This is a genomic window from Pseudomonas sp. LS_2 (assembly GCF_042709235.1).
In the GTDB taxonomy this organism is placed as follows: domain Bacteria; phylum Pseudomonadota; class Gammaproteobacteria; order Pseudomonadales; family Pseudomonadaceae; genus Aquipseudomonas.
Window position 1 is genome coordinate 1 of record NZ_JAVAYC010000007.1, and the last position, 26,999, is coordinate 26,999.

At 63.6% G+C, this 26,999-nt stretch carries 18 protein-coding genes; 5 read left to right on the plus strand and 13 right to left on the minus strand.

All coding sequences use genetic code 11. From position 1 onward, the window contains the following. Positions 1 to 142 precede the first annotated feature (142 nt). From RAC97_RS08405 to puuE, 7 genes are all read right to left on the minus strand, one after another. Positions 143 to 925, minus strand: a complete 783-nt coding sequence (locus RAC97_RS08405; RefSeq protein WP_375101669.1) for an outer membrane protein OmpK — start codon at positions 923 to 925, stop codon at positions 143 to 145. Positions 926 to 1,278: 353 nt separating this feature from the next. Beyond that, a complete protein-coding gene (locus RAC97_RS08410; RefSeq protein WP_375101668.1) occupies positions 1,279 to 2,064 on the minus strand; it encodes an outer membrane protein OmpK in 786 nt (261 codons plus the stop codon). A 130-nt stretch (positions 2,065 to 2,194) separates the two neighbouring features. Then, the gene (locus RAC97_RS08415; RefSeq protein WP_375101667.1) at positions 2,195 to 3,550 is read right to left on the minus strand and encodes a nucleobase:cation symporter-2 family protein; all 1,356 of its coding nucleotides are present in this window, start codon (positions 3,548 to 3,550) and stop codon (positions 2,195 to 2,197) included. A 141-nt stretch (positions 3,551 to 3,691) separates the two neighbouring features. Then, complete coding sequence (locus tag RAC97_RS08420) at positions 3,692 to 5,011, minus strand: urate hydroxylase PuuD (protein WP_375101666.1); 1,320 nt, start codon at positions 5,009 to 5,011, stop codon at positions 3,692 to 3,694. Between the two features lie 43 nt (positions 5,012 to 5,054). Then, entirely contained in the window at positions 5,055 to 5,558 is a 504-nt protein-coding gene (locus tag RAC97_RS08425; RefSeq protein ID WP_375101665.1) for an ureidoglycolate lyase, read from the minus strand. Positions 5,559 to 5,664: 106 nt separating this feature from the next. Then, a complete protein-coding gene (gene uraD / locus RAC97_RS08430) occupies positions 5,665 to 6,180 on the minus strand; it encodes a 2-oxo-4-hydroxy-4-carboxy-5-ureidoimidazoline decarboxylase (RefSeq protein ID WP_375101664.1) in 516 nt (171 codons plus the stop codon). Beyond that, positions 6,180 to 7,106, minus strand: a complete 927-nt coding sequence (puuE, locus tag RAC97_RS08435; protein ID WP_375101663.1) for an allantoinase PuuE — start codon at positions 7,104 to 7,106, stop codon at positions 6,180 to 6,182. The genes uraD and puuE overlap by 1 nt, the downstream gene beginning before the upstream one ends. 388 nt (positions 7,107 to 7,494) lie before the next feature. Between puuE and uraH the strand changes: the two genes are divergently transcribed. Continuing rightward, positions 7,495 to 7,848, plus strand: a complete 354-nt coding sequence (gene uraH, locus RAC97_RS08440; RefSeq protein ID WP_375101662.1) for a hydroxyisourate hydrolase — start codon at positions 7,495 to 7,497, stop codon at positions 7,846 to 7,848. Positions 7,849 to 7,911: 63 nt separating this feature from the next. Here the strand turns inward: uraH and RAC97_RS08445 are convergent, their stop codons facing one another. Beyond that, positions 7,912 to 8,748, minus strand: coding sequence for an RHS repeat-associated core domain-containing protein (locus RAC97_RS08445; RefSeq protein WP_375101661.1), 837 nt, complete (start codon positions 8,746 to 8,748; stop codon positions 7,912 to 7,914). Positions 8,749 to 8,892: 144 nt separating this feature from the next. After that, positions 8,893 to 10,242, minus strand: a complete 1,350-nt coding sequence (locus RAC97_RS08450; RefSeq protein WP_375101660.1) for an NCS2 family permease — start codon at positions 10,240 to 10,242, stop codon at positions 8,893 to 8,895. Positions 10,243 to 10,598: 356 nt separating this feature from the next. On the opposite strand from RAC97_RS08450, the gene RAC97_RS08455 reads away from it, so the two are divergent. Both RAC97_RS08455 and RAC97_RS08460 read left to right on the plus strand, forming a co-directional pair. Beyond that, positions 10,599 to 11,354 carry a GntR family transcriptional regulator gene (locus RAC97_RS08455; protein WP_375101659.1) on the plus strand — a complete coding sequence of 252 codons (756 nt, stop codon included), beginning with the start codon at positions 10,599 to 10,601 and terminating at the stop codon, positions 11,352 to 11,354. A 152-nt stretch (positions 11,355 to 11,506) separates the two neighbouring features. After that, positions 11,507 to 16,393, plus strand: coding sequence for a hypothetical protein (locus RAC97_RS08460; RefSeq protein ID WP_375101658.1), 4,887 nt, complete (start codon positions 11,507 to 11,509; stop codon positions 16,391 to 16,393). A gap of 4 nt (positions 16,394 to 16,397) precedes the next feature. Here the strand turns inward: RAC97_RS08460 and guaD are convergent, their stop codons facing one another. The 4 genes from guaD to xdhA all read right to left on the minus strand — a co-directional run bounded on the left by guaD (position 16,398) and on the right by xdhA (position 22,536). After that, the gene (gene guaD, locus RAC97_RS08465; protein ID WP_375101657.1) at positions 16,398 to 17,702 is read right to left on the minus strand and encodes a guanine deaminase; all 1,305 of its coding nucleotides are present in this window, start codon (positions 17,700 to 17,702) and stop codon (positions 16,398 to 16,400) included. 11 nt (positions 17,703 to 17,713) lie between these two features. Further along, positions 17,714 to 18,559, minus strand: a complete 846-nt coding sequence (gene xdhC, locus RAC97_RS08470) for a xanthine dehydrogenase accessory protein XdhC (protein WP_375101656.1) — start codon at positions 18,557 to 18,559, stop codon at positions 17,714 to 17,716. 130 nt (positions 18,560 to 18,689) lie between these two features. Beyond that, complete coding sequence (gene xdhB, locus RAC97_RS08475; RefSeq protein ID WP_375101655.1) at positions 18,690 to 21,089, minus strand: xanthine dehydrogenase molybdopterin binding subunit; 2,400 nt, start codon at positions 21,087 to 21,089, stop codon at positions 18,690 to 18,692. Then, on the minus strand, positions 21,082 to 22,536 hold the full coding sequence (xdhA, locus tag RAC97_RS08480) for a xanthine dehydrogenase small subunit (RefSeq protein WP_375101654.1): 1,455 nt from the start codon (positions 22,534 to 22,536) through the stop codon (positions 21,082 to 21,084). Before xdhA ends, xdhB begins: the two co-directional genes overlap by 8 nt. Before the next feature lie 268 nt (positions 22,537 to 22,804). Here xdhA and RAC97_RS08485 point away from each other — a divergent pair, with 268 nt between their 5' ends. Together RAC97_RS08485 and smc are read left to right on the plus strand one after the other, a co-directional pair. Further along, positions 22,805 to 23,464, plus strand: a complete 660-nt coding sequence (locus RAC97_RS08485) for a GntR family transcriptional regulator (protein ID WP_375101653.1) — start codon at positions 22,805 to 22,807, stop codon at positions 23,462 to 23,464. Positions 23,465 to 23,467: 3 nt separating this feature from the next. After that, complete coding sequence (gene smc / locus RAC97_RS08490; protein WP_375101652.1) at positions 23,468 to 26,956, plus strand: chromosome segregation protein SMC; 3,489 nt, start codon at positions 23,468 to 23,470, stop codon at positions 26,954 to 26,956. Positions 26,957 to 26,999: the final 43 nt, after the last annotated feature.

Below are 26,999 nucleotides of genomic sequence, written 5' to 3' on the forward strand. Positions count from 1 at the left end.
CTGAAGCCGGGTCGTTGATCGGTGAGGGATGGCCGGGGCATGGCCCCGGTTCGCGGGTAAACCCGCTCCTACAAGGATTGCGCGATCCTGTAGGAGCGGGTTTACCCGCGAATGGGCTGCGCAGCAGCCCGTGGGTCCCAGGTCAGAAGTGCAGCTTGACCAGGAAGCTCGCGGTGCTCTGGTCGGTGGTAAACGCGTCGCTGTCCTTGATGCCGTACTTGTTCTTCCAGTAGTCGTACTCGAAGCCCACGTACAACTGCTTCTCGCCCAGCTTCAAGGCCTTGCCCAGGTCGTACTTGACCTGCGGCACGAAGTGCACGTTGGCCTGATAGCTGCCACGGCGGTTCTCGTCGTTGTCCACCACCCAGTCCAGGAAGCCATCGATCAGGATGTCGGACGAGCCCAAGGGAATGGTGTACGACCACGCCGGGGTCACCTGCCAGGTGTTGCTGCCCGGGCGGCTGCCATCTGCGGTGCGGTGGTAGAAGTTCAGCTGGAAGTAGTCGAAGCCCGGGATGTCCAGGTCGAAGCCCGGGCCGATCAGGTAGGCCTCGGTGTCGCCCTCCCCGAACTCGTAGGTCATGGCCAGCAGCACGTCCTTGACCGGGCCGAAGGCGAAGGACTGGCCAGTGATCTTGCCCAGCGACAGGCGCGGGCTGATCTCGCCGTAGTAGGTGTTCGGGCCGTTGAGGTCATCTTTCTTGCCCTGGTAGAAGATCTTGTCGATGAAGATGAAGTTGTCACCGTACTTCCACGCATCGGCGTGCTCGAAGGTGACGGTCTGCTGCACCTGCGGGTTGACCTTGAAGTTCTTGCCCCACAGGTAGGTCAGGCTGTTGTTCTGCCATTGCAGCAGGTCGCCGGCGAAGGTGCTACCGCAGGCCAGCAGGCCACCGGCGAGGATCAGGCTATTGATTGTACGCATTGCGAAAGTCGCTCCCTTTGATGGATCAGTTGTCAGCGCTCGTGATTGGCGCTTTCTTGTCTTTTGGGTCAGTTTTTTTCGATTGGCCACAGCGTTTTGGCAAGCGCTGTGCCAACCTTTTCGGGTGGTCACAACCATCCTGCTCGACGTCTTTCTGAACGGATGAAAATGGGTGTTTCTGGCTGCCAACACGTTGGCTAACCGCCCGTATTCATTGACTGAGCGGTCAGTAAACGCAGGCCGGATCCGTCCGGCCCTGATCGAGGGGCGCGCAGATTACTCACTTGCGCGCCGGGTCTCAAGTGCTCCGTCCTGGGGCACACCGCTACAAAATTGGTCGTTTGGTCAGGTTTCTAGAAATGCACTTTCACCAGCGCGCTGAAAACGCTCTGGTTGCTCTGCACGTTGCCGCGGCTGTCGATGCCGTACTTGTCCTTCCAGTAGCTGTACTCGAAACCCGCGTACAGCTGTTTGGCGCCGAGGTTCAGGGCCTTGCCCAGGTCGTACTTGACCTGTGGGTTGAACTGCAGGTTGGCGTGGTAGGTGCCGCGGCGGGTCTGGTCGTTGTCCACCACCCAGTCCATGTAGCCGTCGATCAGGATGTCGGACCTGCCCACGGGAATGGTGTAGGACCACGCCGGGGTGATCTGCCAGACGTTGTCGCCGGGGCGGCTGCCCTCGGTATTGCGCAGGTAGAAGTTCAGGGTGAAGTAGTTGAAGCCGGGAACGTTCAGGTCGAAGCCTGGGCCGATCAGGTAGGCCTCGTTGTCGCCTTCGCCACGCTCGTAGGTCATGGCCAGCAGTACATCCTTGACCGGGCCGAAGGCGAACGATTGGCCGGTGATCTTGCCCAGCGACAGGCGCGGGCTGAATTCGCCGTAGTAGGTGGTCACGCCTTTGCCGGGGTCGGCCTTGCCGTTATAGAAAATCTTGTCGATGAACAGAAAGGTGTCGCCGTACTTCCATTTGTTGGCGTGCTCGAAGGTGATCGTCTGCTGGATGTCGGGGTTGACCTTGAAGTCCTTGCCATACAGGTAGGTCAGGCTTTCGCCATGCCATTGCAGCCATTCGCCGGCAGCGGCGGGGAGGGTGGCCACGAGGCTGCCGCCCAGTAGCAGGGTTGATGCGATGCACTTCATGCTGTGTTTCCCGGACTTATTGTTTTTTTGGGTTTTTTCGGCGCGCAGGCGCCCCGGACGGCCCATTCCGGCGGGCCGACGGCACAACGAAGAATGAAGGGCAGGGCGGCGCGGGGCCGCCCAGGTTGACTCAGTGGCCGTGACAGGCGGCGTTGTGCGCCGCGCGCTCCTTGCCGCCGAGAATGTTGAACAGGATGTTCAGCACCAGGGCACTGACCGTCGCCATGGCGATGCCGCTATGGGTGATCGGCTCCATCCAGTGGGGCAGCTGCGCGAAGAACTCCGGCTTGACCACCGGGATCAGCCCGAAGCCGATGCTGACGGCCACCAGCAACTGGTTGCGCCGGTCGGCGATGTCCGCTTCCTGGAGAATCTTGATCCCGGTGGCGGTGACCATGCCGAACATGGCGATGGACGCGCCGCCCAGTACTGCAGGCGGGATCGAGGCGATCAGGTAGGCGGCCTTGGGCAGCAGGCTGAGCAGGATCAACAGCATCCCGGCCACCACCGTGACGTAGCGGCAGCGCACACCGGTCATTTGCACCAGGCCGATGTTCTGGGCGAACGAGGAGTGGGTGAAGGTGTTGAAGAACCCGGCCACGAACGACGCACCGGCATCGCACAGCAAACCGCGGCGCAGCATGCCGGGCGTCACTTCGCGGTCGGTGACCTTGCCCAGGGCCAGGAACATGCCGGTAGACTCGACGAAGATGATCACCACCACCAGGCACATCGACAGGATCGGCGCCAGGCTGAAGGTCGGCATGCCGAAGTGCAGCGGTGTGACCACCTGCAACCAAGGCGCCTGGCCAAGCCCGGACAAATCGACCATGCCGATGGCGCCCGCCAGCACGTAGCCCAGGCCCATGCCCACCAGCACCGACACGTTGACCCAGAACCCGCGCATGAAGCGGTTGATCAGCAGGATGACAGCCAGTACCAGCCCGGCCACCATCAGGTAGATCGGCGAGCCGAAGGTGCTGGCTTGATCGCCACCACCGGCCCAGTTGACCGCGACCGGGAACAGCGACAGGCCAATGGAGGTGATGACCGTGCCGGTGACCAGCGGTGGGAAGAAGCGCACCACCTTGGACATGAACGGCGCGATCAGCATGCCGAAGAACCCGGCGGCGATGGTCGCGCCGAAGATTCCTTGCATGCCCACGCCCGGCATGCCGGCCATGGCTACCATACTGCCGACGGCGGCGAAACTGGCGCCCATCATCACCGGCATGCGAATACCTACCGGGCCGATGCCGAACGACTGGACGATGGTGGCGACGCCTGCGACCAAGAGGTCGGCGTTGATCAGGAAGGCAACTTCTTCACGGGACAGTCCGGCGGCCTGGCCGATGATCAGCGGCACGGCGATGGCGCCGCCGTACATCAGCAGGACATGTTGCAGGCCCACCAGGATCAGCTGGAACCAGGGCAGGGGCTGTCGTGGCGGCGCAACGGGGATGTACGCCTTGGGTGACTCGGACATGCAGCACCTCGAGTTTTGTTTTTATTCTCGGATCCAAGCAGCAGCCTCCAAGCGGCAAGCTTCACGAAAAAGCCTGGGGTTCCCGCTTGGAGACTGGTGCTCGATGCTTGCTTGTTGCTTTCGTGCTTGCAGCAGCGTGTCTCAGTTCACCGGCGCGCCCTTGGCGATCCAGTCACCTACCAGCTTGCGTTCCTCGACGGTCATCTGGGTGATGTTGCCCAGCGGCATGATCTGGCTGGCGACAGCCTGGGCCTGGATGCGTGCGGCCTGGGCCTGCATCTGCTGCGGGGTATCGAGGATCACGCCCCCCGGTGCAGTGCTGAACAGCGGGCTGGTCGGCTTGGCCGAATGGCACACGGTGCAGCGCTCCTGGATCACGTCGTGGATCTTCTCGAAGTTGCCGGGCGCTGCCTGGGCGGTGGCCTGGGCCGGTGCCTCGGCGGGAGCTTCGGCCGCCTTGGCGGCAGCTTCGGCGCGCTGCTCGGCAGCGGTCTTGCCACCTACGGCGGTGGCCGGCAGGGGTTGGTACTCGATCTTCGCTGCCGCCTGGTCAGGGGTGGAGGTCAGCGGTTTCGGACCGGTCACGAAGGCCAGGCAAATCATCGCCAGCGCGCCGGCCGGCACGGCCCAGGCGTACTTGTTGCTGTCGTGGCGGGTGTTGAAGTAGTGACGGATCAGTACCGCGGCCACCGCGATCCCGGCCAGGATCAACCAGTTGTACTGGCTGCCGTAGGTGCTCGGGAAGTGGTTGCTGATCATGATGAACAGCACCGGCAGGGTGAAGTAGTTGTTGTGGCGCGAGCGCAGCAGGCCTTTGGCCGGCAGCACCGGGTCGGGGGTCTCGTTCTTCTCGATCGCCGCTACCAGCTGGCGCTGGGCCGGCATGATGATGCGGAACACGTTGCCGACCATGATGGTGCCGATGATCGCGCCGGTGTGCAGGTAGGCACCACGACCGCTGAACACCAGGCTGAAACCCCAGCAGGCGGCGATGATCAGCACGAACAGCACGCCGCCGAGCAGCGCGGGTTTCTTGCCCAGGGGCGAGTCGCAGAGAAAGTCGTAGACGAACCAGCCGGCGACCAGCGAACCGATACCGATGGCCACGCCCTCGGCACCGCTCAGGGTGCTGCCGGGGGCCAGCAGGTACAGGGTCGGGTTCCAGTAGAACACCACGCACAGCAGGGCGATGCCGGACAACCAGGTGAAGTAGGCTTCCCATTTGAACCAGTGCAGGTTCTCGGGCATTTTCGGGGGGGCCAGCTTGTACTTCTCGAGGTGGTAGATACCACCGCCGTGGATGGCCCAGAGGTCACCCGACAACCCATCGCGCGGGTTGCTGCGGTTGAGGTTGTTTTCCAGCCAGACGAAGTAGAACGATGCACCGATCCAGGCGACCCCGGTGATCATGTGAACCCAGCGAATGCTCAGGTTCAGCCATTCGTGAAGGTGTGCTTCCACAGTATGTACCTCTGCCGGTCACCGGTAGATGACCGACCTTTTCTTATTGGTGGGGATTGAGGATCAACATCTGTTCCTCGGTGAAGTAATGCTCGTCGCAGTTGTTGCCAGAACCGCTGCGATCAACCACCAGGAAGTCATCCCGCTTTTCGATCGTCAGCACCGGGTGGTGCCAGACGCCGCGATGGTAATTAACGCCCTGCCTGCCATTACTGCGGAAGGCTCGGACCAAGCCTGATACAGGTGCATCGCCAAGTGGCGCGACCACGATCAGAAAGGGGTTGCCGAGCAGCGGGATGAAAGCCTGGCTGCCCAGCGGATGGCGCTCCAGCATGCGTACGGTCAAAGGCATCTCCAGGGCGTCGGCGCGGAAGATGCTGATGATGGCCTTGTCTTCCGGCTCGGCGGTCTCGACCGTGGCGAGCTTGTGGAAGCGCATGGTCGAGCCGTTGTTGATCATGAAGTGGTCGCTGCCATCGGTTTCGATCACGTCACCGAAAGGGGCGAAGGCTTCTTTGGTCAGGGGCTCGATCATCAGGGTACGCATGGTTGTCTCTTCTCTGTTCGTTGTTCTTCAATAGGGTGGACCGACTTGCCAGCCAGGCCCTGGGTGCGCTCGCGTCACGCACTCGGGCCAGTGCCGGCTTTGGTCCTCAAAGCTGCAGCAGGCGGAACAGTGCGATCAGGTTTATCTGTGCCAGGGCTTCCTTGAACTCGGCATCGGCGTCGTTGTGGATACGCTTCTCGAACGACGCGAGGATCTGGTGCCGGTTGCTGCCCTTGACCGCCATGATGAACGGAAATTGGAACTTGGCCTTGTAGGCATCGTTGAGTTCGGTGAAACGGGCGAACTCCTCGGCGGTGCACTGGTGGATACCGGCGCCGGCTTGTTCGTTGGTGCTCGACTCGGTCAGCTCGCCCTGGACCGCCGCCTTTCCAGCCAGGTCCGGGTGGGCGTTGATCAGCGCCAGTTGCTCGGCATGGCTTGCGCTGAGCAGGATGTCGCTCATGCGCTGGTGCAGCACCTCGATCTCGTCCAGCTCGCTCAGGTTACCCAGGGCATGCGCTTTTTCGGCGACCCACGGCGAATGCTCGTAGATGTCGGCGAAGGCTGCGACGAAGGCATCGCGGCCGAGGCTGGAGGGCTTGAGGGTCTTGAAGGCGGTCATCAGGCATTCTCTTTCTTGTACGGGTGGGTGGCGTGCCAGTGGCGCGCGATGTCCACACGCCGGGCGAACCAGACCTGGTCGTGGCTCTTGGCGTAGTCGACGAAGCGCTTGAGCGCAGCCAGGCGCGCCGGGCGGCCGACCAGGCGGCAGTGCAGGCCGATGGAAAGCATTTTCGGGGCTTCGGCACCTTCTGCGTAGAGCACGTCGAAGGCATCCTTGAGGTACTGGTAGAACTGCTCGCCGCAGTTGAAGCCTTGCACCTGGGTGAAGCGCATGTCGTTGGTGTCCAGGGTGTAGGGGATCACCAGGTGCGGCTTACCGGTCGGGTTGTTCGGCTCCCAGTAGGGCAGGTCGTCGTCGTAGGTGTCGCTGTCGTAGAGGAAGCCACCTTCCTCCATCACCAGGCGCCGGGTGTTCGGGCTGGTGCGACCGGTGTACCAGCCCACCGGGCGCTCGCCGGTCAGTTCGGTGAGGATGCGGATGGCTTCGAGCATGTGCTCGCGCTCCTGCGCCTCGTCCATGTTCTGGTAGTCGATCCAGCGGTAGCCGTGGCTGCAGATTTCATGGCCGGCCTTGGCCATGGCGCGGATCACATCCGGGTGGCGCTGGGCGGCCATGGCCACGGCGAAGATGGTCAACGGCACGCCGCTGTCCTTGAACAGCTTGAGCAGGCGCCATACGCCTGCGCGGCTGCCGTATTCGTAGAGCGACTCCATGCACAGGTTGCGCTGGCCCTGTAGTGGCTGGGCGGCGACCATCTCGGACAGGAAGGCTTCGGACTCCTTGTCACCGTGCAGGATGTTGCGTTCGCCGCCTTCTTCGTAGTTAAGCACGAAGGACAGGGCGATGCGGGCGTTGCCCGGCCAGTGCGGGTGAGGTGGGTTGTTGCCGTAGCCGATCAGGTCGCGAGGATAGTCAGCGCTCACTGCAGTCTTCCTTCTTGTACGTTGTGCGGGGGGTGGGCGACCGCGTCGAGATGTCGCATGCACCGGATGGGCTGATTGTATACAACTTTTGGAGCAGTTTGTAAGCCTGTTTTTCCGCATTTCTTTCCTTTTGTCGGTTGAAAATGCCCTGCAAGAAACCTGCCCAAGTGGTCAGTAAATGTGGCTGGCGTTGCCGTACCATGAGCGCTATCGAATGCGCGGCGTATTTGCAGGGCCTGGCACCAGGCGATCATAAAGTGGCTCAAAAAATTGTGTACAATTTAACTGTAAAGTGTCTTAATGGCTTCACTCCTCGCGCCCAGCTGGCCCCGTTCTGGTGCTCGCTGGGAATTTTTTGCCCACGAATCGAACAAGAGGCCACTGGCACATGGGACGTTTGACCACACATGTACTGGATGCAGCACACGGCTGTCCCGGCAGCTCGATCAAGATCGAGCTTTACCGTGTCGAAGGCCAGCAGTTGGAGCTGGTGAATACCGCACTGACCAACAGCGATGGCCGCGTCGACGCGCCGCTGCTGCAAGGTGACGACTACCGCACGGGCGTTTATCAACTGCAATTCAGCGCAGGCGATTACTACCGGGCTCGCGGTGTGCAGTTGGGCGAGCAGGCGTTTCTGGATGTGGTGGTATTGCGCTTTGGCATCGATGCCGGCCAGGAGCACTACCATGTACCGCTGTTGATCTCGCCGTACAGTTATTCGACCTATCGCGGAAGCTAGTTGGTCGCTAGAAGAATCTTCGTAGGTCCTTGCCCGCTATCACACTGGCGGGCTTTTTTTTGCCTAGTGGCGGCGCAGGTAGGCCCCGGTCTTGTACGAGGCCTGTTCTTCAACGCCTGTGAATACGGCAGATGCCAGGTGCAATGCGCGCGCCACCGTGCGCGTAGGTATAGCCCTTGGCCCCTCATACGCCCCCCAGTGCTCAAGCATGTTCAGATGCGCCGTGACGCTGGAGATGTCTGCGTTTCTGACGCGCTCTACGTTGGCGATGTATGCGTCCTGCAAATAGCCGCTGATGGGTGGCTTGTTGCGGCTTTCCTTGTTCAAGACCACCGCGCGAACCTTGTTAGGAAATGGGGCGTTGCTTTGCATGTGTTGCACGTGCGCGCCCAGCCGGCTTTGAGCAGGGGTGGTGCTGGGCAGCCGGCCGTCGTTGCCCGGGAGTGAGGTGGTGATGATGGCGTCCTGCATATGTTCGGCGAATTGCTTGCTGGCGGGGTTCAGTGGAAGTCCATGCCGATCCGCAACCAGTGCCTTGGCGACCACGGAAGCCCCGGCTTTCGGGCGTAGGAGGGGTATCGCTCCGCTGGGATCGGATCGGTTTACCGGTTCACCCAGGCAATACGCATAGCTGTTGGCCCCCCCTTTGCCGAAAGGGCTGAGCTTGTCGGGGCCGAGAAATCTCATCAGCGCTGGCCTGTAAAGGCGGTAGCCATTGCCCAGCACATAGTTGCCGCCGGCACTTTCTCGCAGTGCCCCATTGAAGCCAAGCAAGGTTTGAGGAGTCGCTTGGTATCCGTAGGGTGTAAAGGTGTTGGTGTGCAGAAAGCGCTGGCGATGCGAGAACAGAACCGAGTTGGCGGCATCGCTGGCGAGCAGTGAGCATGTTGTGATCGGCATTCGCTTTATTTCCTGGGTGATTAGGTGAAGTCAGCAAATGTTTTATCGATTTGTACCGCTCGCGGCATCTGACAAAAATGTCAGTCACCATGGTGTGGCAACCAGCGAAAAGGGCGCCGAAGCGCCCTGGCCGAATAGTCGGGTTTAAAGGAACACAAACTTGGCGATGAAGATCACGCACAGCACCCACAGGCTGGCCGAGATCTCCTTGTACTTGCCGGTACCCGCTTTCAACGCCACATAGCTGATGAAGCCCATGGCGATGCCGTCGGCGACCGAGAAGGTCAGCGGCATCATGATGACCGTGACAATGGCCGGAATGCTGTCGGTGGCTTCGTCCCAATTGATGTGCGCCATGCTGCCCATCATCAGCATGGCCACGTAGATCAAGGCACCTGCGGTGGCATAGGCAGGGATCATCCCGGCCAGCGGGGCGAAGAACATGGCCGCGACGAACAGCAGGCCGACCACTACAGCGGTAAGGCCCGTACGACCACCGGCGGCCACGCCCGCAGCACTTTCCACATAGCTGGTCACCGGTGGTACGCCCACCGCCGCACCGAACACGCTCGAGGCGCTATCGGCCTTCAACGCCCGGGACAGGTTCTCGATGCGCCCGTCCGGCGCCACCAGGTTGGCCCGCTGGGCAACGCCCATCAGGGTGCCGGCGGTGTCGAACATGTGCACGAAGAGGAACGCCAGTACCACGCTGATCATGCTGATGTTGAATACCCCCGCCACGTCCATGGCCATCCAGGTCGGTGCCAGGCTCGGTGGCATCGACAACACGCCGCCGAACTGCACCAGCCCCAGGCCCCAGCCGGCCAGGGTGACGCTGATGATGCTGATGAGAATCGCGCCGAACACCCGGTGGTAGCTGAGAATCGCGATCATCAGGAAGCACACCGCAGCCAGCAGCGGTCCGGGCTCATGCAGCGAGCCCAGCTTGATCAGCGTGGCCGGGCTGTCGACCACGATGCCGGCGGTCTTCAGGCCGATCAGCCCGAGGAACAGGCCGACGCCCGCACCCATGGCATGGCGCAGGCTGACCGGAATACTGTTGAGCAGCCATTCACGCACCCGCGAAAGGGTCAGGAACATGAACAGCACACCCGAGACGAACACCGCGCCGAGCGCTGCTTCCCAGGTGTAGCCCATGGTGCCGACCACGGTGTAGGTGAAGAAGGCGTTGAGCCCCATGCCCGGCGCCAGGCCTACCGGCCAGTTGGCGTACAGTCCCATCAGCAGGCAGCCCAAGGCGGCGGCGATGCAGGTGGCGACGAAGGCTGCACCGTGGTCGATGCCGGCGTCAGCCATGATGTTGGGGTTGACGAAGATGATGTAGGCCATGGTGATGAACGTTGTCACCCCGGCGATCAGTTCGGTCCTGACGGTGGTGCCATGTCGCTTGAGTTTGAAAATCCGCTCCAGCCAGCTCGTTTCGAGCGGTGGGGCGAGATCCAGCGTAGGGGCGTCGGATTTGCGGCTTTCCACAGCGAGTACTCCTCAAGTCTTTCTTGTTGTTCGGAGCCAGTGTTCCTGCGCAATGCACTTGGGGGCTCCGCGAGGGGGGTTGGCAGACGCCTGACCGATTTGTTGACTTATGGGTCAAGAAGTTGCTGTGGGGATTATGCTTTTGTGTACAAAGAATGCAAATAATGTTTTATCTTTTGCGTGCACAATCTTTCGTACTACAGCTATATGGGCAAAGGTCTCCTGCTAAAACGCCTCAGCCTGTGTACAATGCGCCGATACCTTGGTCCCTTTTTTCCATCCAGGACTTGCCAGCACCCCCGCGACCGCTATTACAGTCGAGGCTCCACTGGCCGGCCCCTTGTGCTCGAGAGCCCATGAACGAACAGCTGCAACCTCTGAAGAAACCCGTGCGCAACGGCAAGGCCGGGCGCAGCGGTACCCAGGACGACATCGTCTACGCGCATATTTTCGAGGCCATTCTCGAGCAGCGCCTCGCCCCGGGCACCAAGTTGAGCGAGGAAGCGTTGGGTGAGATCTTCGGTGTCAGCCGCACCATCATCCGCCGTGCCTTGTCGCGCCTGGCCCATGAAAGCGTGGTGCTGCTGCGGCCCAACCGCGGCGCCGTGGTGGCCAGCCCTACCGTCGAGGAAGCCCGCCAGGTGTTCTTCTCCCGACGTATGGTGGAGCGGGCGATCACCGAGTTGGCCGTCCAGCACGCCACTGCCGAGCAGCTCAACGAGCTGCGCCAGATGGTGCGCGAGGAACGCGACAGCTTCTCGCGTGGCGACCGTGGTGCAGGCATTCGTCTTTCCGGCGAATTCCACCTCAAGCTCGCCGAGGCGGCGGGCAACGCGCCACTGGTGAGCTTCCAGCGCAGCCTTGTGTCGCAGACCTCGCTGATCATCGCCCAGTACGAAAGCGGCAACCGCTCGCACTGCTCCTACGATGAGCACATGCAACTGATCGACGCTATCGAAGCGCGCAACGCCGAGCATGCGGTGGAACTGATGATGCACCACATGGACCACATCGACAGCAAGCTGAACCTGGACGAGGAAAGCGCCTCGGACGACTTGCACGCTGTATTCTCCCACCTGCTGAAAAAACCCAAGGCTGCCGCCAAAGGTTGATCGTTTGCTGCGCCGCCCTGGGGCCGCAGTGGCCCTGGGGTCTCCTGCCTTCCCGCTGCTTCGTACCCGCCGCCTGCGGGTAGTAGCGGCACATCACCTGCTTGCTGGTTGCATGCCTATGGTGAACGGCTCTTGAAAATGGAGCCTTCACCATGGATTCACTTGAACACCTGATCGATCTCTTGCCTGATTCCGGGCCGCATGATGATTCGCCGACATACGAGCGAGCTTTGTATCGCCTGCGCTGTGGTTTGGCGCAGGCCAGCGCGCCCGTCACCTGGCTGAACCAAGTGGCGACGGCCCTGGCCGCGCAGGCCGAGCAACCTGGCGCGAGGGTCCAGGGCCTGCCAGAGTCGTTGCGCGAGCACGAACAAAGCATTGGGGAGCATCTGGAGCACTGGCGCAGCGCGCTGGAGCGCGAATCGCTTCAGCAGGCCCGCGAGTATGCGGGCCTGCTGGCCCTGGGCAGCCTGCCATCGCGCTATCCCTGGAAACTGCTGGCTCAGCACCAGGAGGCTCACCTGCAGCGCCTGCTCGAGCGGTTTGGCCAGGAGGCGCCAAGTGTCGAGGTGTTGAGCGCATGGCGTGGGTTGCGTGCGAGCCGTCATACGGCTTGGAAGCGCTTGAACACGCTACTGCTGGATCAGGACGCGAACCTGCAGCTATCGCTCACCACGTTGCGCGAAGCTACGTACGCTGCGATGCGGGCCGAGGCCGGCTTGCTGGTAGAGGAAGGTGAACTGGCGGACGAGGTGCGCCAGCGGCTGCTGACGCCATCGAGCGAACACCCGGCCATCTGGCTGGCGGTGCAAGCGGGGGAAGACGCCGTGCCTGGCGCGTGGGTGCTCGCCGAGGCGTCAGGCTGGTCATCAGGTCGGCTCGACGTACCGTTGCTCTTGTGGGTGCACGGCGAGGGTGGTGGCATGGCTTGCCTCGACGATCGCCATGCCTTGCTGGAGCGGCTGGCCTCCACCCTGCGCGAGGGAGGGTTGCCGATCGCTGCTGCATTGCCAGACGACGAGACGACGCTGCGCCTGGTACCTGTACAGGGCGGGTTGGATAGCCTGCTCCAGGCCATGCTTGAACACTGGCAAGGCAGCCTGGCGGACGTCCCCTCCCAGGACGAAGCGCAAGAGCGACGCCTGGCGCTGGCACGCGCGGCCCTGGGGATCGCCGCGGATACCTGTCGCCAGGCTGCGCTGGACCAGGCCGAGCGGCAATGGCAGGTCGATGCCTTGCTGCAGAGCATTCCCTCCTGGGTGCTGCCGCGCAGCGATACGGAGCGCCAGGCCTATGCCGAGCAACTGCGCGAGTACCACGAGGCGTCCCTGGCACTTGAAGCCCGCTTGCAAGCCGAGGCACCGACATTCTCGTCGTGGGCCGGTAACCGCCTCAAGGCGCGTATCGAACAGGACCTTGGTATCGAGGTGGACATCGACGAGATCCTGCTCTGGCGCCCCGACCCTTCGTTGGACCAGAACCTTCCCTATATTCCCAGCACGGTGTCGCAGATCGCCTGTGAAGGCATCGACCCTGACAGTGATACGGAGTACCAGAGGCTGGACCGGGCGCGCTGGCCGGTCGAGGGTATCGAGCCGCATTACCTTGCCCGTGTGCTGCGCGAGCTCGACCCGCTCAAGCATTACGAGGCCAAGCTGTTGAAAGCCTTCGACCCGGAGCAGGTGCAGCCCCCTGAGCGCCTGCGTCTTCCTTACCAGCTCGAGTTGCAACTGCTGGCTACCAGTGAGAGGTGGCGGGGCGGGTTGAGCGAAGAAGGTGCACGAATGCTCCAGCAAGCGGCCGCAGCGCACTCCTGGCAAGCGCTGCAAGCCGTTGGCATACGCCTGCGCTGGGTCGTGGTGCAGTCGGACGACGAACTGGGACAAGCTCTCTCAGGGAGCGCAGCCCTGGTCAACGAAGCGGGCCGTGCAGTGCTCTACCTGCCGGGGGCGACGCCTTCGGTGCTGCTGATCGAGCGCGACAGCCTCGAGTCGGCCTTGGAGTTCCTGGCATCGCAGATCAACAGCCGGCCAGAGGTGGTCGACTATGTGGCGCAACGCTGTGGCAACGACCCAGTACGTATGGCCGCGTACCTGCGCCAGGCCGGCATTCGCGGCTACTCCGGCTACCTGAAGACCGCGCCGTGCCTTGAGCAGACACTGGTTGGCCTGCAGCTTGCGGAGCGCCGCGACCGGCTGCTGGACCAGGCTCGGCAGCAAGGGCGCAGCCAGGCCAGTATCCGCAAGGACAACGCCTACGACGCGCACCTGCGCCACACCGGCTACCTGCGCGCGGCACTCGGAGTGGTCCCGGGGTTGGGCGCTTGGTACAGCATCACCGACATCCACGAAGGTGCCCAGCAGCTGGCCGAATCCTGGCGAAGCGGCAGCAGTGTCCAGATGATCCACGGCACCTTGAGCATCGTCATGGGCATAATCGATATCTGCAGTACCGCCCTGCCAGTGGGAGGTTCGGTCCTGGCCTTGCGCCGCCTGGTGCGCCAGGTCTCTCGCCAGCGGGTGGCGCGCCTGCCGTTGCGAGGGTATGCCAGCGGGCAGTTGCTGGATGGCGCCGAACCCTTGCAGGGTCTGGACGCCAACACGTGGCGCAAGCAGGGCAGGCAGTACATCTGGCAGGACGGGCTGGCCTACGAGGTGTACCGGCGTAGCGATGAAGCCACCTTGCGCCTGCGTGCCACCGCTACGCGACGCTACGAAGCGCCTGTGCGCCAGGACGGCGGGCGCTGGGTCATGCATGGTGATGTCGGCTTGCGCGGTGGCGGTGGCAAATTGACCGACGCCGAACGGCTGTTCGCCGAATGGGGGCCGCGCAGCCATCACCCGGCCCTGACCGGCCTGGGCCGTACCCAGGCCGTGGCACGGGGGCGGCAAGAACTGGCGCGGTATCGTTTCCCCAGCCCGCACCAGCAAGTGGAATTCACCTACGCCTACCTGCAGGATGGCGTGGCACCGGGCTGGGCGCGGCAGTACCTGCGCAGGGGCACTGCGTTGGGGGTGGATGCGCCAGCCGATGCCTGGCAAACGGTGCGCTGGACTATCCGCCAGGGCGACCGTGTCGTCGACCTGCACGGTGGACGGGTGAATGTCTACTTTGCCGGCTCGCAGGCCACCACGGCCCAGCCCGGCTTGCGTTTACGTGGGCAGTATTACCCGACCCTGGCGGGCGACGCGTTCGGCAACATCGCGTACGTGCGCCCCCGCGCGCGCATGCCTGGCAACCTCGCGGAGCTCGATGCATTGATCGAGCAGGGCGCAGGCCCGGTGCGCGTTGCCTTGGGAGCCACGGTGATCGATGCACCCACCATAGTGGGTGGGTTCACCGAGACATTCCGTCAGCGCCTGGCAGCGCGCTTCCCTTCGCTGAGCGAGCAAAGCCGACAGGCGCTGGGCGAGACGCTGTACCGAAACGCCGATCGCAGCACGGCGCAGTTGAGCCATGCGCGCATGGTACGCCTGGAACAGCGCGTCGCCGATGTCAACCTCGAGCCCTTGCAGGAGCTGGCAGAGGTACCGGTACTGGGCTATACGCGGCACTTGACCCTGGCTTCCCGGGACGGGCTTTTTCAGCAGTTGCATTGGGAACTGTTGCCGGGTGAACACCAGGCATTGCGCAACGCCCTTGGCCAGGTGGAGCCAGCCGCGCTGAACGGCGTGCTGAGTGATGTACTTACGGCGCGCGGCTACCAATTGATCAACCACGTGGGCAACGCCGAGCGTCACTTGCTGCTGTTGCGCCGGGCAGGCTTGCCGGAAATATACGTGCTGCTGCACGGCCGCACGCTGGGGCCGATCTCGCTGCGAGGCGGCAGTGGCCTGGTGGTCTTGAGCGACGCATGGATGGATGTGCTGCTGGCATCGGTTCACGACCCTCGGGTGGCAAGCCTGCTACGTAGCGCAAGGCAGGATGGCTTGTTGCGACCCATGCTAGGCGGCGTGCACCTGGACGGGCCCAACCGCAGCGTGCTGGTGTGGGAGCGGGTGAGGCCGGTCGCGGCCAGCTCGGCGCAGCTGCCGCGGCTGAGGAACTGGCGTGATGATTTGCGCCCATTCACCCCCGCCGACCGCGAACTGGTGCCCGGTAGTGGCCTGTACGGTGCCGAAGGGCAGGCCAGTGTCTTGGGGGTGGAGGTCAATGGGCGATTGCTTCCAGTGTTCCCTGTGGAGACTGACAGCCACATCCTCTTGAGCCGCTCGTCTGACCTGGCGACCTCCCTGAGTTTCGACGACCTGGAGCGCTGCCTGCGCGAACGGTTCGGCGAACAGCCCTGGTTGATGACCCGTGGCCCCAGTGGCTGGGCGGTACGCCGACCTTTGTTCAACGCGCCGCTGGACCGGCATGTAGAGCGTGCACGTGCCGGCATGACCCGGCAAAGCTCGCTGAATGCCGCCCGGCATGTATTCGAGCGTGCCCAGGGTAGCGCCCACGAACGGCTGATCTACCTCGAGCACGTCACCAGCTGTTGGGGATATGGCAGTCGGCCCGTGGACGAGTTGGCCGACCCGCTGCTGCTGCTCAGGGAACAGCAGCCTACGGGGTTGGACGCAGGCGCTGTCTGGCGTCTGGCGCTGCCTGCGGATGTACCCAGCGCGATGCCTACGGTGTACTACCTGCGTGCGGTCGACGACTACACTCAAGGCCTGCTGGCAGCGGTCAGCGGCACGCGTATGCGTCAGCACGCGTTGAGCCTGATCGATGACATGCTGGTGCGCTACGGCTTGAGCCAGCGGCACCGCGTCGGGGCCGTGGCGCTGTATCACCAGGCTTCGAGCAACCGCAGCTACCTGGTGGCCATGGCGGTCAGCGAGCAGCCCGGTGTCGAGTTCGCCGTCCAGGAAGGGCGTGCCGTGTTGTCGAACGAGTGGTTGGCGCAGTGGCGCCAGCAGCTTCCGGCAGAGGCCGCGCAGCGCCTGCAACGGGCCGAGGAGGGCGGCAGGCTGGTGCGCATGGTTGCGGTCCTGCGTCTGGAGGAAGGGCCGCATGCCGGCCAGCTCGCCTTGCAGCGGCTGGCCGATTTCTAGCGCTTCAGCGCTGGTGCACGCAACGGCCGGCCGCGTAGGTTTCCCGCACGGTGCGGTCGTCGCCCAGCGTGGTGAGCACGAACAAGGTCTCTTCGATGCTGCTGGACTGCTGCAGGCGGTAGTCCAGCAGCGGCGTGGCCTTGTAGTCGAGCACCACGAAGTCGGCATCGTTGCCTGGGCGCAGGCTGCCGATACGGTCGTCCAGGCGCAGCGCGCGGGCGCCGCCCAGGGTCGCCAGGTACAAGGATTTGTACGGATGCAGCCGCGCACCTTGCAACTGCATCACCTTGTAGGCTTCGTTCAGCGTGTTGAGCAACGAGAAGCTGGTGCCGGCGCCGACGTCGGTGCCCAGGCCCACATTGACCTTGAAGCGCTCGGCCTGGGGCAGGTTGAACAGGCCGCTGCCCAGGAACAGGTTGGAGGTGGGGCAGAAGGCGATGGCGGAGCCGGTATCCGACAGGCGCTGGCATTCTTCGTCGCACAGGTGTACGCCGTGGGCGAACACCGAGCGCTCGCCCAGCAGTTCGAAGTGGTCATAGACATCCAGGTAGCCCTTGCGCTCGGGGAACAGCTCCTTGACCCAGTCGATCTCCTTGAGGTTTTCCGACAGGTGCGTATGCATGTATACGCCCAGATGCTCCTTGAGCAACTGCCCGGCCACTGCCAGTTGCTCCGGGGTGCTGGTAGGGGCGAAGCGTGGTGTCACCGCGTAGTGCAGACGGCCCTTGCCGTGCCAGCGCTCGATCAGCTGCTTGCTCTGCGTGTAGCTGGTTTCGGCGGTGTCGGTCAGGTAGTCGGGGGCGTTGCGGTCCATCATTACCTTGCCGGCGATCAGGCGCAGGTCCAGGCGTTCGGCTTCCTCGAACAGCGCGTTCACCGATTCGGGGTGCACACTGCCGAATACCAGCGCGGTGGTGGTGCCGTTGCGCAGCAGCTCCTGGAGGAAGATCTTTGCCACATGGTCGGCGTGATTCTTGTCGGCGAACTGCTTTTCGCACGGGAAGGTGTAGGTGTTCAGCCAGTCCAGTAGCTGTTCGCCGTAGGAGCCGATCATGCCGGTCTGCGGGAAGTGGATATGGGTGTCGATGAAGCCCGGGGTGATCAGCGCATCCTGGTAGTGAACCACCTCGATGTCGGCGTCGAGGGTCGGCAGCAGTTCGCTGGCATGGCCCAGGGCCTTGATCTGGCCCTCGTCGATCACCAGCAGGCCGTCTTCGTAGTATTCATGGGACGCCTCCAGGCCGACCTCGGCCGGGTCGGCGATGCTGTGCAGGATGGCGGCGCGGTAGGCTTTGCGGGTTGTGCTCATGTGAAGGCTCGTCAGATGGCTTGGCTGCGCCGGGAGGGCGGCAGCAACTGGGCGATGGGGCCGGCGTTGACGGCAGCGTCGTGCTGGCCGAAGCAGGCGTTGTAGGTGGCGATGATTTCCGCAGCGATGGACACGGCGATTTCGATCGGCAGCTTGCCCTTGACCTCGTCCAGGCCCATGGGGCAGCGCATGCGCGCCATCAGCGCGTCGTCGAAGCCACGTTCGCGCAGGCGGTGCTCGAACTTGACCCGCTTGGTCTTCGAGCCGATCAGGCCGAACCAGGTGAAGTCGTTGCGCTTGAGGATCGCGGCGGTGAGTTCCAGGTCCAACGCGTGATTGTGGGTCATGACGATGCAGTAGCTGCCAGCGGGCAGCTCGGCCACTTCGTCGACCGGCTCCTCATTGACCACTTTCGTGACCCCCTCGGGGATCACTTGAGGAAATTCCTGTTCGCGCGAATCGATCCAGCGCACCCGGCAGGGCAGGGCGGCGAGCAAGGGTACCAGAGCGCGGCCGACATGGCCTGCGCCGAACACCGCGATCTGCGCCTGCACGGCGGCCATCGGCTCGAACAGCAGCACCGTGGCGCCGCCGCAGCACTGGCCCAGGCTGGCGCCCAGACTGAAGCGCTCCAGGTGCGGGGTGCCGCGTCGTTCCTCGAGCATCTGCCGGGCGATGTGCAGCGCCTTGTACTCCAGGTGGCCGCCGCCGATGGTGTCGAACAGGCCAGCGGTGCTGACTACCATCTTGGAGCCTGCATTGCGCGGGGTCGAGCCGCGTTCCTCGATGATGGTCACCAGCACGCAGGCTTCGCCACGGGCTTGGTGGTCGGCGAGGGCGTTGATCCATTGGTGCATGATCCAACCTCTCTCAAGAGCGACGCTGTCCTTGTGGGAGCGGGTTTACCCGCGAGCAAGGGCAAAGCCCTTGCCATACACCGCGGTGCTTGCTTCGCGGGTAAACCCGCTCCCACAGTGCCCTGCATCGTCAGTGGGTAACGGTTTCCACTTCCTGTTCCACAGGCTGCGCAGCAGCGACTGCCTTGCGCATCTGCTCGCAGCCCCACAACACTCGCTCCGGGGTGGACGGTGCGTCGATGTTCGGCTGCACGCGGTAATCGGCGATGCTCGCCACTGCGTCCTTGATCGCGCACCAGGCGGCGATGCCGAGCATGAACGGCGGCTCACCCACGGCCTTGGAATGAAACACGGTGTCCTCCGGGTTTTTGCGGTTTTCCACCAGCTTCACCCGCATGTCGACTGGCATGTCGGCCACCGCCGGGATCTTGTAGCTGGCCGGGCCGTTGGTCATCAACTTGCCCTTGGCGTTCCACACCAGCTCTTCGGTGGTCAGCCAGCCCATGCCCTGGATGAAGCCGCCTTCCACCTGGCCGATGTCGATGGCCGGGTTCAGCGAATCGCCCACATCGTGCAGGATGTCGGCGCGCAACATCTTGTACTCGCCGGTCAGGGTGTCGACGACCACCTCCACGCAGGCGGCGCCAAAGGCGAAATAGTAGAACGGCCGACCACGGGCCTGGCTGCGGTCGTAGAAGATCTTCGGCGTGCGGTAGAAACCGGTGCTCGACAGCGACACCTGGGCGAAATACGCCTGTTGCACCAACTGCTCGAAGCTGACGATCTCATCGCGAATACGCACGTGGCCGTTACGGAACTCAACGTCTTCCTCGGTGACCTTGTACTGGCGCGCGGCGAATTCGGTCAGGCGCGCCTTGAGGATCTCGGCGGCATTCTGCGCGGCCTTGCCGTTCAGGTCGGCGCCGCTGGAAGCGGCGGTCGGCGAGGTGTTGGGCACCTTGTCGGTATTGGTGGCGGTGATCTGGATACGGTTGAAGTCGACCTGGAAAATCTCAGCCACCACCTGCGCCACCTTGGTGTTCAGGCCTTGGCCCATCTCGGTGCCGCCGTGGTTGAGGTGGATGCTGCCGTCGGTGTAGATGTGAATCAGGGCACCGGCCTGGTTGAGGAAGGTGGCGGTGAACGAGATGCCGAACTTCACCGGGGTGAGCGCCAGGCCCTTTTTCAGCACCGGGCTGTGGGCGTTGAACTGGCGGATCGACTTGCGCCGCTCGGCGTAGTCGCAGCTGGCCTCAAGCTCGGCGGTCATTTCTTCGAGCATGTTGTGCTCGACGGTCTGGTAGTAGTGGGTGACGTTGCGCTCGGTCTTGCCGTAGTAGTTGGCCTTGCGCACTGCCAGCGGGTCGCGCCCCAGGTGGCGGGCGATGTGGTCCATCACCTGCTCGATGGCGACCATGCCCTGCGGGCCGCCAAAACCTCGGTAGGCGGTGTTGGAGGCGGTGTTGGTCTTGCAGCGGTGGCCATGTACGGTGGCATCGCCCAGGTAGTAGGCGTTGTCGGAGTGGAACATGGCGCGGTCGACAATGGAGCCGGAAAGGTCTGGCGAGTAGCCACAGTTACCCGCCAGGTCGAGCTCGATGCCCTGCAGGCGGCCATCGTCGTCGAAACCGACGTCGTATTCCACATAGAACGGGTGGCGCTTGCCGGTCATGGTCATGTCTTCGACCCGTGGCAGGCGCATCTTGGTGGGCTGGCCGGTCAGGCGCGCAACCACTGCGCACAGGCAGGCCGGGCTGGCCGCCTGGGTTTCCTTGCCGCCAAAGCCGCCGCCCATGCGGCGCATGTCCAGCACGACCTTGTTCATGGGTACGTCCAGCACTTCGGCCACCAGTTTCTGCACCTCGGTGGGGTTCTGCGTGGAGCAGTAGACGATCATGCCGCCGTCCTCGGTAGGCATCACCGAGGAAATCTGCGTCTCCAGGTAGAAGTGCTCCTGGCCGCCGATGTGCAAGGTGCCTTGCAGGCGGTGCGGGGCACTGGCCAGGGCCGCGGCGGAGTCGCCGCGCTGGTGGGTGTGGCTGTCGAGCACGAAGTGCTTTTTTCGCAGCGCCTCGACCACATCCAGCACCGGTTCCAGGTCTTCGTATTCGACGATCGCCGCCATCGCCGCACGCCGTGCGGTGTCCAGGTCGCGGGCGGCGACGGCGAGCACCGGCTGACCGAAGAACTCGACCTTGTCGATGGCCAGCAGCGGGTCGCCGGCGACCACCGGGCCGATGTCCTTCAAGCCCGGGATGTCCTCGTGGGTGATGGCGATGCGCACGCCGTCGAAGGCATAGCACGGCGTGGTGTCGATGCGCAGGATGCGTGCGTGGGCACGGTCCGAGGTGCGTGCATAGACGTGCAGCTGGTTGGGGAATTCCAGGCGGTCGTCGATGTACTGCGCCTCGCCCGAGACATGCTTGTCGGCGCTGTCGTGCTTGACGCTGCGGCCGACCCCGGTGGTCAGGTCCTGGCGGAACAGTTCGGCCATTTCGGCCTGGCTCTTGACGGCGTGATGGTTAGACATAGGCGGTCACCCGGGTTTCGATGTGCGGCGTTTGCAGTTCGATGAAGTACTTGCGCAGCAGATTCTGCGCAGTCAGCAGTCGGTATTCGCGGCTGGCACGGAAGTCGCTCAGTGGTGTGAAATCCTCTGCCAGGGCCTGGCAGGCGCGTTCGATGCTGGCTTGGTTCCACGGCTTGCCCAAGAGCGCGGCTTCACAGGCGCGGGCACGTTTCGGGATGGCCGCCATGCCGCCGAAGGCGACGCGCACGCCGCTGACCAGGCCATTCTCGATGCTCAGGTTGAAGGCGGCGCACACCGCGGAAATGTCGTCATCCAGGCGCTTGGACACCTTGTAGGCACGGAACGCCCAGTCCTTTCGGGCGCGCGGCACGATGATCTTCTCGATGAACTCGCTGTCCTGGCGCGCGGTGATGCGGTAGTCGATGAAGTAGTCCTCCAACGGCAAGGTGCGCTGGCGTTGGCCTTGGCGCAGCACCACCTGCGCATCCAAGGCGATCAGCAAAGGTGGCGAGTCGCCGATTGGCGAAGCGTTGCCGATGTTGCCGCCCAGGGTTCCCTGGTTGCGGATCTGCAACGAGGCGAAGCGGTGCAGCAAATCGCCGAAATCCGGGTATTCCTCGTTGAGCGCGCCGTAGCAGTCGGTGAGCGGGGTGGCGGCGCCGATTTCCAGGTGCGTGGCGGTCTTGTCGATGCGCTTGAGCTCGGCCACGTGGCCGACGTAGATCATGACCGGCAGGGTGCGGTGGAACTGGGTGACTTCAAGCGCCAGGTCGGTGCCGCCGGCCAGCAGGCGTGCTTCCGGGTGCGAGCTGTACAGGTCGGCGAGGTCGGCCACGGTCAGCGGCACCAGGCAGCGCTTGTCGCCGCTGTTGAGTTCGCCGGTCTGCTGCGGGGCGATGGCCTTGAGGCGGGAGATGGTCTGCGGCTGCTGAGCATCGAACTGGTCGCGGCAGGGGCGCGCGCAACTCTGTTCGGCGGCGTCGAGGATCGGCCGGTAGCCAGTGCAGCGACACAGGTTGCCGGCCAAGGCTTCCTGGGCCTGGTGCAGGTCGTGGCCGCTGCTGTTCTTTTGCAGGGCGAACAACGACATCACGAAGCCGGGGGTGCAGAAACCGCATTGCGAGCCATGGCAGTCGGCCATCGCCCGTTGCACGCTGTGCAGTTCACCTTGGTGCTTGAGGCCTTCGACACTGATCAGCTGCTTGCCGTGCAGGGCGGAAACGAAAGTCAGGCAGGCGTTGAGGCTGCGGTAGCGCAGGGTGTCGACGCCCTGGTCGTCCTGGGTCAGCTCGCCGACCACCACGGTGCAGGCGCCGCAGTCACCGCTGGCGCAACCTTCTTTGGTGCCGGGCTTGCCCAGGTGCTCGCGCAGGTATTGCAGCACCGTCATGTTCGGGTCCAGAGCGTGCTCGTTGCGCAGCTCCTGGTTGACGAGAAACTGGATCACGGGGATGTGCCTCGCAAGGGTTTTATTGTTGTTGGAGCGGACTCTAAGCAGGGCTGACCTTGTGGTCAATATTTTTCTGACTTTTAGGTCAGGATTTTTCCCGCAATCCGACGAAACCGCCCAAACCTGTCTTTCTACAAGCATAGATCGCGCCGCCCGCGCTGCTGACTCGCGAGTCGCACAAAGCCCATCGGGGCTATGCGCGGGCGCGCAGCAAGTGCGCTACAATCGCGCCTTTGTGCCACTACCTGGATTCTGAAGGAAAACCATGACGTTCAAGGCGCCGGACAGCCTCTCCGAGCAGATCGCCCACTACCTGGCCGAACGCATTATTCGCGGCGAGCTGGCGCCGGGCGAGCGCATCCAGGAACTGAAGGTCACCCAGGCGCTGAACGTCAGCCGCGGCTCGGTGCGCGAGGCGCTGCTGATCCTCGAGCGCCGCCACCTGGTGGCGATCCTGCCGCGCCGTGGCGCCCACGTCACCGAGCTGGACGAGCACAGCGTGCGCAGTCTGTGCCAACTGATGGGCGAGTTGTACATCCTGTTGGGCAACGCGGTTGCCCAACGTTGGGGCAGCGAGGCCGACCTGCGCCCGTTCCTGGAGATCCAGCAGCGCTTGCAGCAGGCCCACGCGGCCCAGGACATCAAGGCCTTCGTCGCCGAAAGCTTCGCGGTGATGCGCGCCGCCTACCCATTCGTCGACAACCCCTACCTGCAGGAAACCGTCGAGAACCTGCAACCGGCCATGAGCCGCGCCTACTACCTTGCCCTGGACCAGCGCAAGGCCAGCATGGACGACTACCTGGAGCTGTTCGCCCGCCTGCTTGAAGCTGTACTTGCCCGTGACCTGCCGCGCATTCGCGAAGTACTGGTCGCCTACTGCCAGCGCAGCTGCGAGCTGGTGCTGGCTGCCTTGGCGCGGGGCTGACCGATGCGCTTGAAGTGCATCCGCCTGGCCGGCTTCAAGTCGTTCGTCGACCCCACCACGGTCAACTTCCCCAGCAACATGGCGGCGGTGGTCGGGCCCAACGGCTGCGGCAAGTCCAACATCATCGACGCGGTGCGCTGGGTGATGGGCGAAAGTTCGGCGAAGAACCTGCGCGGCGAGTCGATGACCGACGTCATCTTCAACGGCTCGTCCGGGCGCAAGCCGGTCAGCCAGGCAAGCATCGAGCTGGTGTTCGACAACAGCGACAACACCCTGGTGGGCGAGTACGCCGCCTATGCGGAAATTTCCATCCGTCGCAAGGTGACGCGCGATGCGCAGAACACCTACTACCTCAATGGCACCAAGTGCCGGCGCCGCGACATCACCGATATCTTCCTGGGTACCGGCCTCGGGCCGCGCAGCTACTCGATCATCGAGCAGGGCATGATCTCCAAGCTGATCGAGGCCAAGCCGGAGGAGCTGCGCAACTTCATCGAGGAGGCGGCAGGTATCTCCAAGTACAAGGAGCGTCGCCGCGAGACCGAGAACCGCATTCGCCGCACCCACGAGAACCTGGCGCGCCTGACTGACCTGCGCGAAGAGCTCGAACGCCAGCTTGAACGCCTGCACCGCCAGGCCCAGGCGGCCGAGAAATACAAGGAATACAAGGCCCAGGAGCGTCAGCTCAAGGCGCGACTGTCGGCCCTGCGCTGGCGTGCCTTGGACGAGCGTGTGCGCCAGCGCGAGACGATCATCGGCGACCAGGAGGTCGCCTTCGAGGCACTGGTGGCCGAACAGCGCAACGCCGATGCCAGTATCGAGCGCCTGCGGGATGGCCATCATGAGCTGTCCGAACGTTTCAACCAGGTGCAGGGGCGCTTCTACTCGGTAGCCGGCGACATCGCTCGGGTCGAGCAGAGTATCCAGCACGGTCAGCAACGCCTGCGCCAGTTGCAGGACGACCTCAAGGAAGCCGAGCGCACGCGCCTTGAGACCGAGTCGCACCTGGGCCATGACCGCACCTTGCTGGCTACCCTCGGCGAAGAACTGGCGATGCTCGAGCCGGAGCAGGAAATAACCCTGGCCGCCGCCGAGGAAGCTGCCGTCACACTGGAAGAAGCCGAGCTGGGCATGCACGGCTGGCAAGAACAGTGGGACGTATTCAACACCCGCTCCGCCGAGCCAAGGCGCCAGGCCGAAGTGCAGCAGGCACGCCTGCAACAGCTGGAAACCAGCCTGGAGCGCCTGGCCGAGCGCCAGCGCAAGCTCGGCGAGGAGCGCGAGCAACTGGGCGCCGACCCGCAGGATGCGGCGATGCTCGAGTTGTCCGAGCAGGTGGCCAGCAGTGAAATGCTGCTTGAAGAACTCGACCTGCAAGAGCAGCAGGTGGTCGAGCGACTGGAAAGCGTGCGCGAACAGTTGCAGCAGGCCAGCCAGGCCCAGCAACGCCAGCAAGGCGAACTGCAGCGCCTGGGCGGTCGCCTCGCTTCGCTGGAGGCCTTGCAGCAAGCCGCTCTGGAACCGGGTGCCGGAGCCGGCGAATGGTTGCGCGGCCAGGGCTTGGAGCAACGTCCGCGCCTGGCCGAAGGCCTGCGCGTCGAGCCCGGCTGGGAACTGGCGGTGGAAACCGTGTTGGGCGCCGATTTGCAAGCGGTGCTGGTGGATGACTTCGCTGGCCTCGATTTCGCTGCATTGGAGCAAGGCGACCTGCGCCTGCTGCTGGCTGCCGACGAAGGCGCCCGCCAGCCCGGTAGCCTGCTGGACAAAGTAGAAGGGCGTACGGATCTTGCACCGTGGCTGGGCCAGGTACGGCCGGTCGAGAGCTTGGAGCAGGCACTGGCGCAACGCGCTGCACTGGGCGAGGGGCAGAGCCTGGTCAGCCGCGATGGCTACTGGGTGGGCCGGCATTTCCTGCGGGTCAGCCGCGGCGGCGAGGCCCAGGGTGGTGTGCTGGCGCGTGGCCAGGAAATCGAACGCCTAGGCCACGAGCAACTGGAGCAGCAAGCGCTGCTCGAACTGCTCGACCAGCAATTGCAGCAACTGCGCGAGCAACAGCGAGAACAGGAAGAGCAGCGCGAACAGCTGCGCCGCAGCAGCCAGGAAGAAAACCGCCAGTTGGGCGAACTCAAGGCCAGCCTTTCGGCCGGTCGTGCCCGCGCCGAGCAACTGGAACTGCGCCGCCGTCGCCTGGCCGAAGAGCTTGCCGAGCTGCAGGAACAGCGCGAGCTCGAACACGAGCAACTGGGTGAGTCGCGCCTGTTGCTGCAAGAGGCGCTTGACCTGATGGCCCAGGACACCGAGCAGCGCGAGCAGTTGCTGGCCCGCCGCGATACCTTGCGCGAAGGCCTCGACCGCATCCGCCAGGAGGCCCGCCAGCACAAGGACCACGCCCACCAACTGGCAGTGCGCCTGGGCTCGCTGCGCGCCCAGCACGACTCCACCCGCCAGGCGCTTGAGCGCCTGGAGCTGCAAGCCGAGCGCCTGAACGAGCGCCAGGAACAGCTGAGCCTGAACCTGGAGGAGGGCGAGGCCCCGCAAGAGGAACTGCGCCTGAAGCTCGAAGAGCTGCTGGAAAGGCGCATGAGCGTCGACGAAGAAATGCGCCAGGCCCGCCTGCACATGGACGACGCCGATCGCCAGCTGCGTGACGCGGAAAAACGCCGCACCCAGGCCGAGCAGCAATCGCAGTTGCTGCGCGGCCAGTTGGAGCAGTCGCGCCTGGAGTCCCAGGGCCTGGATGTACGCCGCAAGACCTTGCAGGAACAACTGCTGGCCGACGGTTATGACCTGCAAGGCGTGCTCGCCACCCTCGAAGCCGAGGCCAGCGAGGCGGGCACCGAGCAGGAGCTGGAGCAGATGGAGGCGCGTATCCAGCGCCTGGGCGCGATCAACCTGGCGGCCATCGAGGAGTACGAGCAGCAGTCCGAGCGCAAGCGCTACCTCGACGCCCAGGATGCCGACCTGGTCGAGGCGCTGGAGACCCTGGAAAACGTCATCCGCAAGATCGACAAGGAAACCCGCAACCGTTTCAAGGATACCTTCGATCAGATAAATGCGGGTTTACAGGCACTTTTTCCAAAAGTTTTCGGTGGCGGCAGCGCTTATCTGGAACTGACGGGCGAAGATCTACTCGATACAGGGGTAACGATCATGGCGCGCCCGCCAGGCAAGAAGAACAGCACCATCCATCTGCTGTCCGGCGGCGAAAAAGCACTGACTGCCCTGGCACTGGTGTTCGCCATCTTCAAACTCAACCCGGCACCGTTCTGCATGCTCGATGAGGTCGATGCGCCGCTGGACGATGCCAACGTCGGGCGCTACGCCAGGTTGGTCAAGGAAATGAGTGAAAGCGTGCAGTTCATCTACATCACCCACAACAAGATTGCCATGGAAATGGCCGATCAACTGATGGGCGTGACCATGCACGAGCCGGGCTGTTCACGTCTTGTTGCAGTTGATGTGGAAGAAGCGATGGCCATGGTCGACGCGTGATGAGAGAAGATATGGCTAGATCTGTGGGCAAATGCTCCATTGC

Coding starts and splice junctions, on each gene's coding strand:
- RAC97_RS08460 (WP_375101658.1), top strand. CDS start 11,507: ATGGATTCACTTGAACACCTGATCGATCTCTTGCCTGATTCCGGGCCG.
- RAC97_RS08445 (WP_375101661.1), bottom strand. CDS start 8,748: ATGCCGATCACAACATGCTCACTGCTCGCCAGCGATGCCGCCAACTCG.
- guaD (WP_375101657.1), bottom strand. CDS start 17,702: ATGAGCACAACCCGCAAAGCCTACCGCGCCGCCATCCTGCACAGCATC.
- RAC97_RS08405 (WP_375101669.1), bottom strand. CDS start 925: ATGCGTACAATCAATAGCCTGATCCTCGCCGGTGGCCTGCTGGCCTGC.
- smc (WP_375101652.1), top strand. CDS start 23,468: ATGCGCTTGAAGTGCATCCGCCTGGCCGGCTTCAAGTCGTTCGTCGAC.
- RAC97_RS08410 (WP_375101668.1), bottom strand. CDS start 2,064: ATGAAGTGCATCGCATCAACCCTGCTACTGGGCGGCAGCCTCGTGGCC.
- uraH (WP_375101662.1), top strand. CDS start 7,495: ATGGGACGTTTGACCACACATGTACTGGATGCAGCACACGGCTGTCCC.
- RAC97_RS08455 (WP_375101659.1), top strand. CDS start 10,599: ATGAACGAACAGCTGCAACCTCTGAAGAAACCCGTGCGCAACGGCAAG.
- RAC97_RS08415 (WP_375101667.1), bottom strand. CDS start 3,550: ATGTCCGAGTCACCCAAGGCGTACATCCCCGTTGCGCCGCCACGACAG.
- RAC97_RS08425 (WP_375101665.1), bottom strand. CDS start 5,558: ATGCGTACCCTGATGATCGAGCCCCTGACCAAAGAAGCCTTCGCCCCT.
- uraD (WP_375101664.1), bottom strand. CDS start 6,180: ATGACCGCCTTCAAGACCCTCAAGCCCTCCAGCCTCGGCCGCGATGCC.
- xdhC (WP_375101656.1), bottom strand. CDS start 18,559: ATGCACCAATGGATCAACGCCCTCGCCGACCACCAAGCCCGTGGCGAA.
- xdhB (WP_375101655.1), bottom strand. CDS start 21,089: ATGTCTAACCATCACGCCGTCAAGAGCCAGGCCGAAATGGCCGAACTG.
- RAC97_RS08485 (WP_375101653.1), top strand. CDS start 22,805: ATGACGTTCAAGGCGCCGGACAGCCTCTCCGAGCAGATCGCCCACTAC.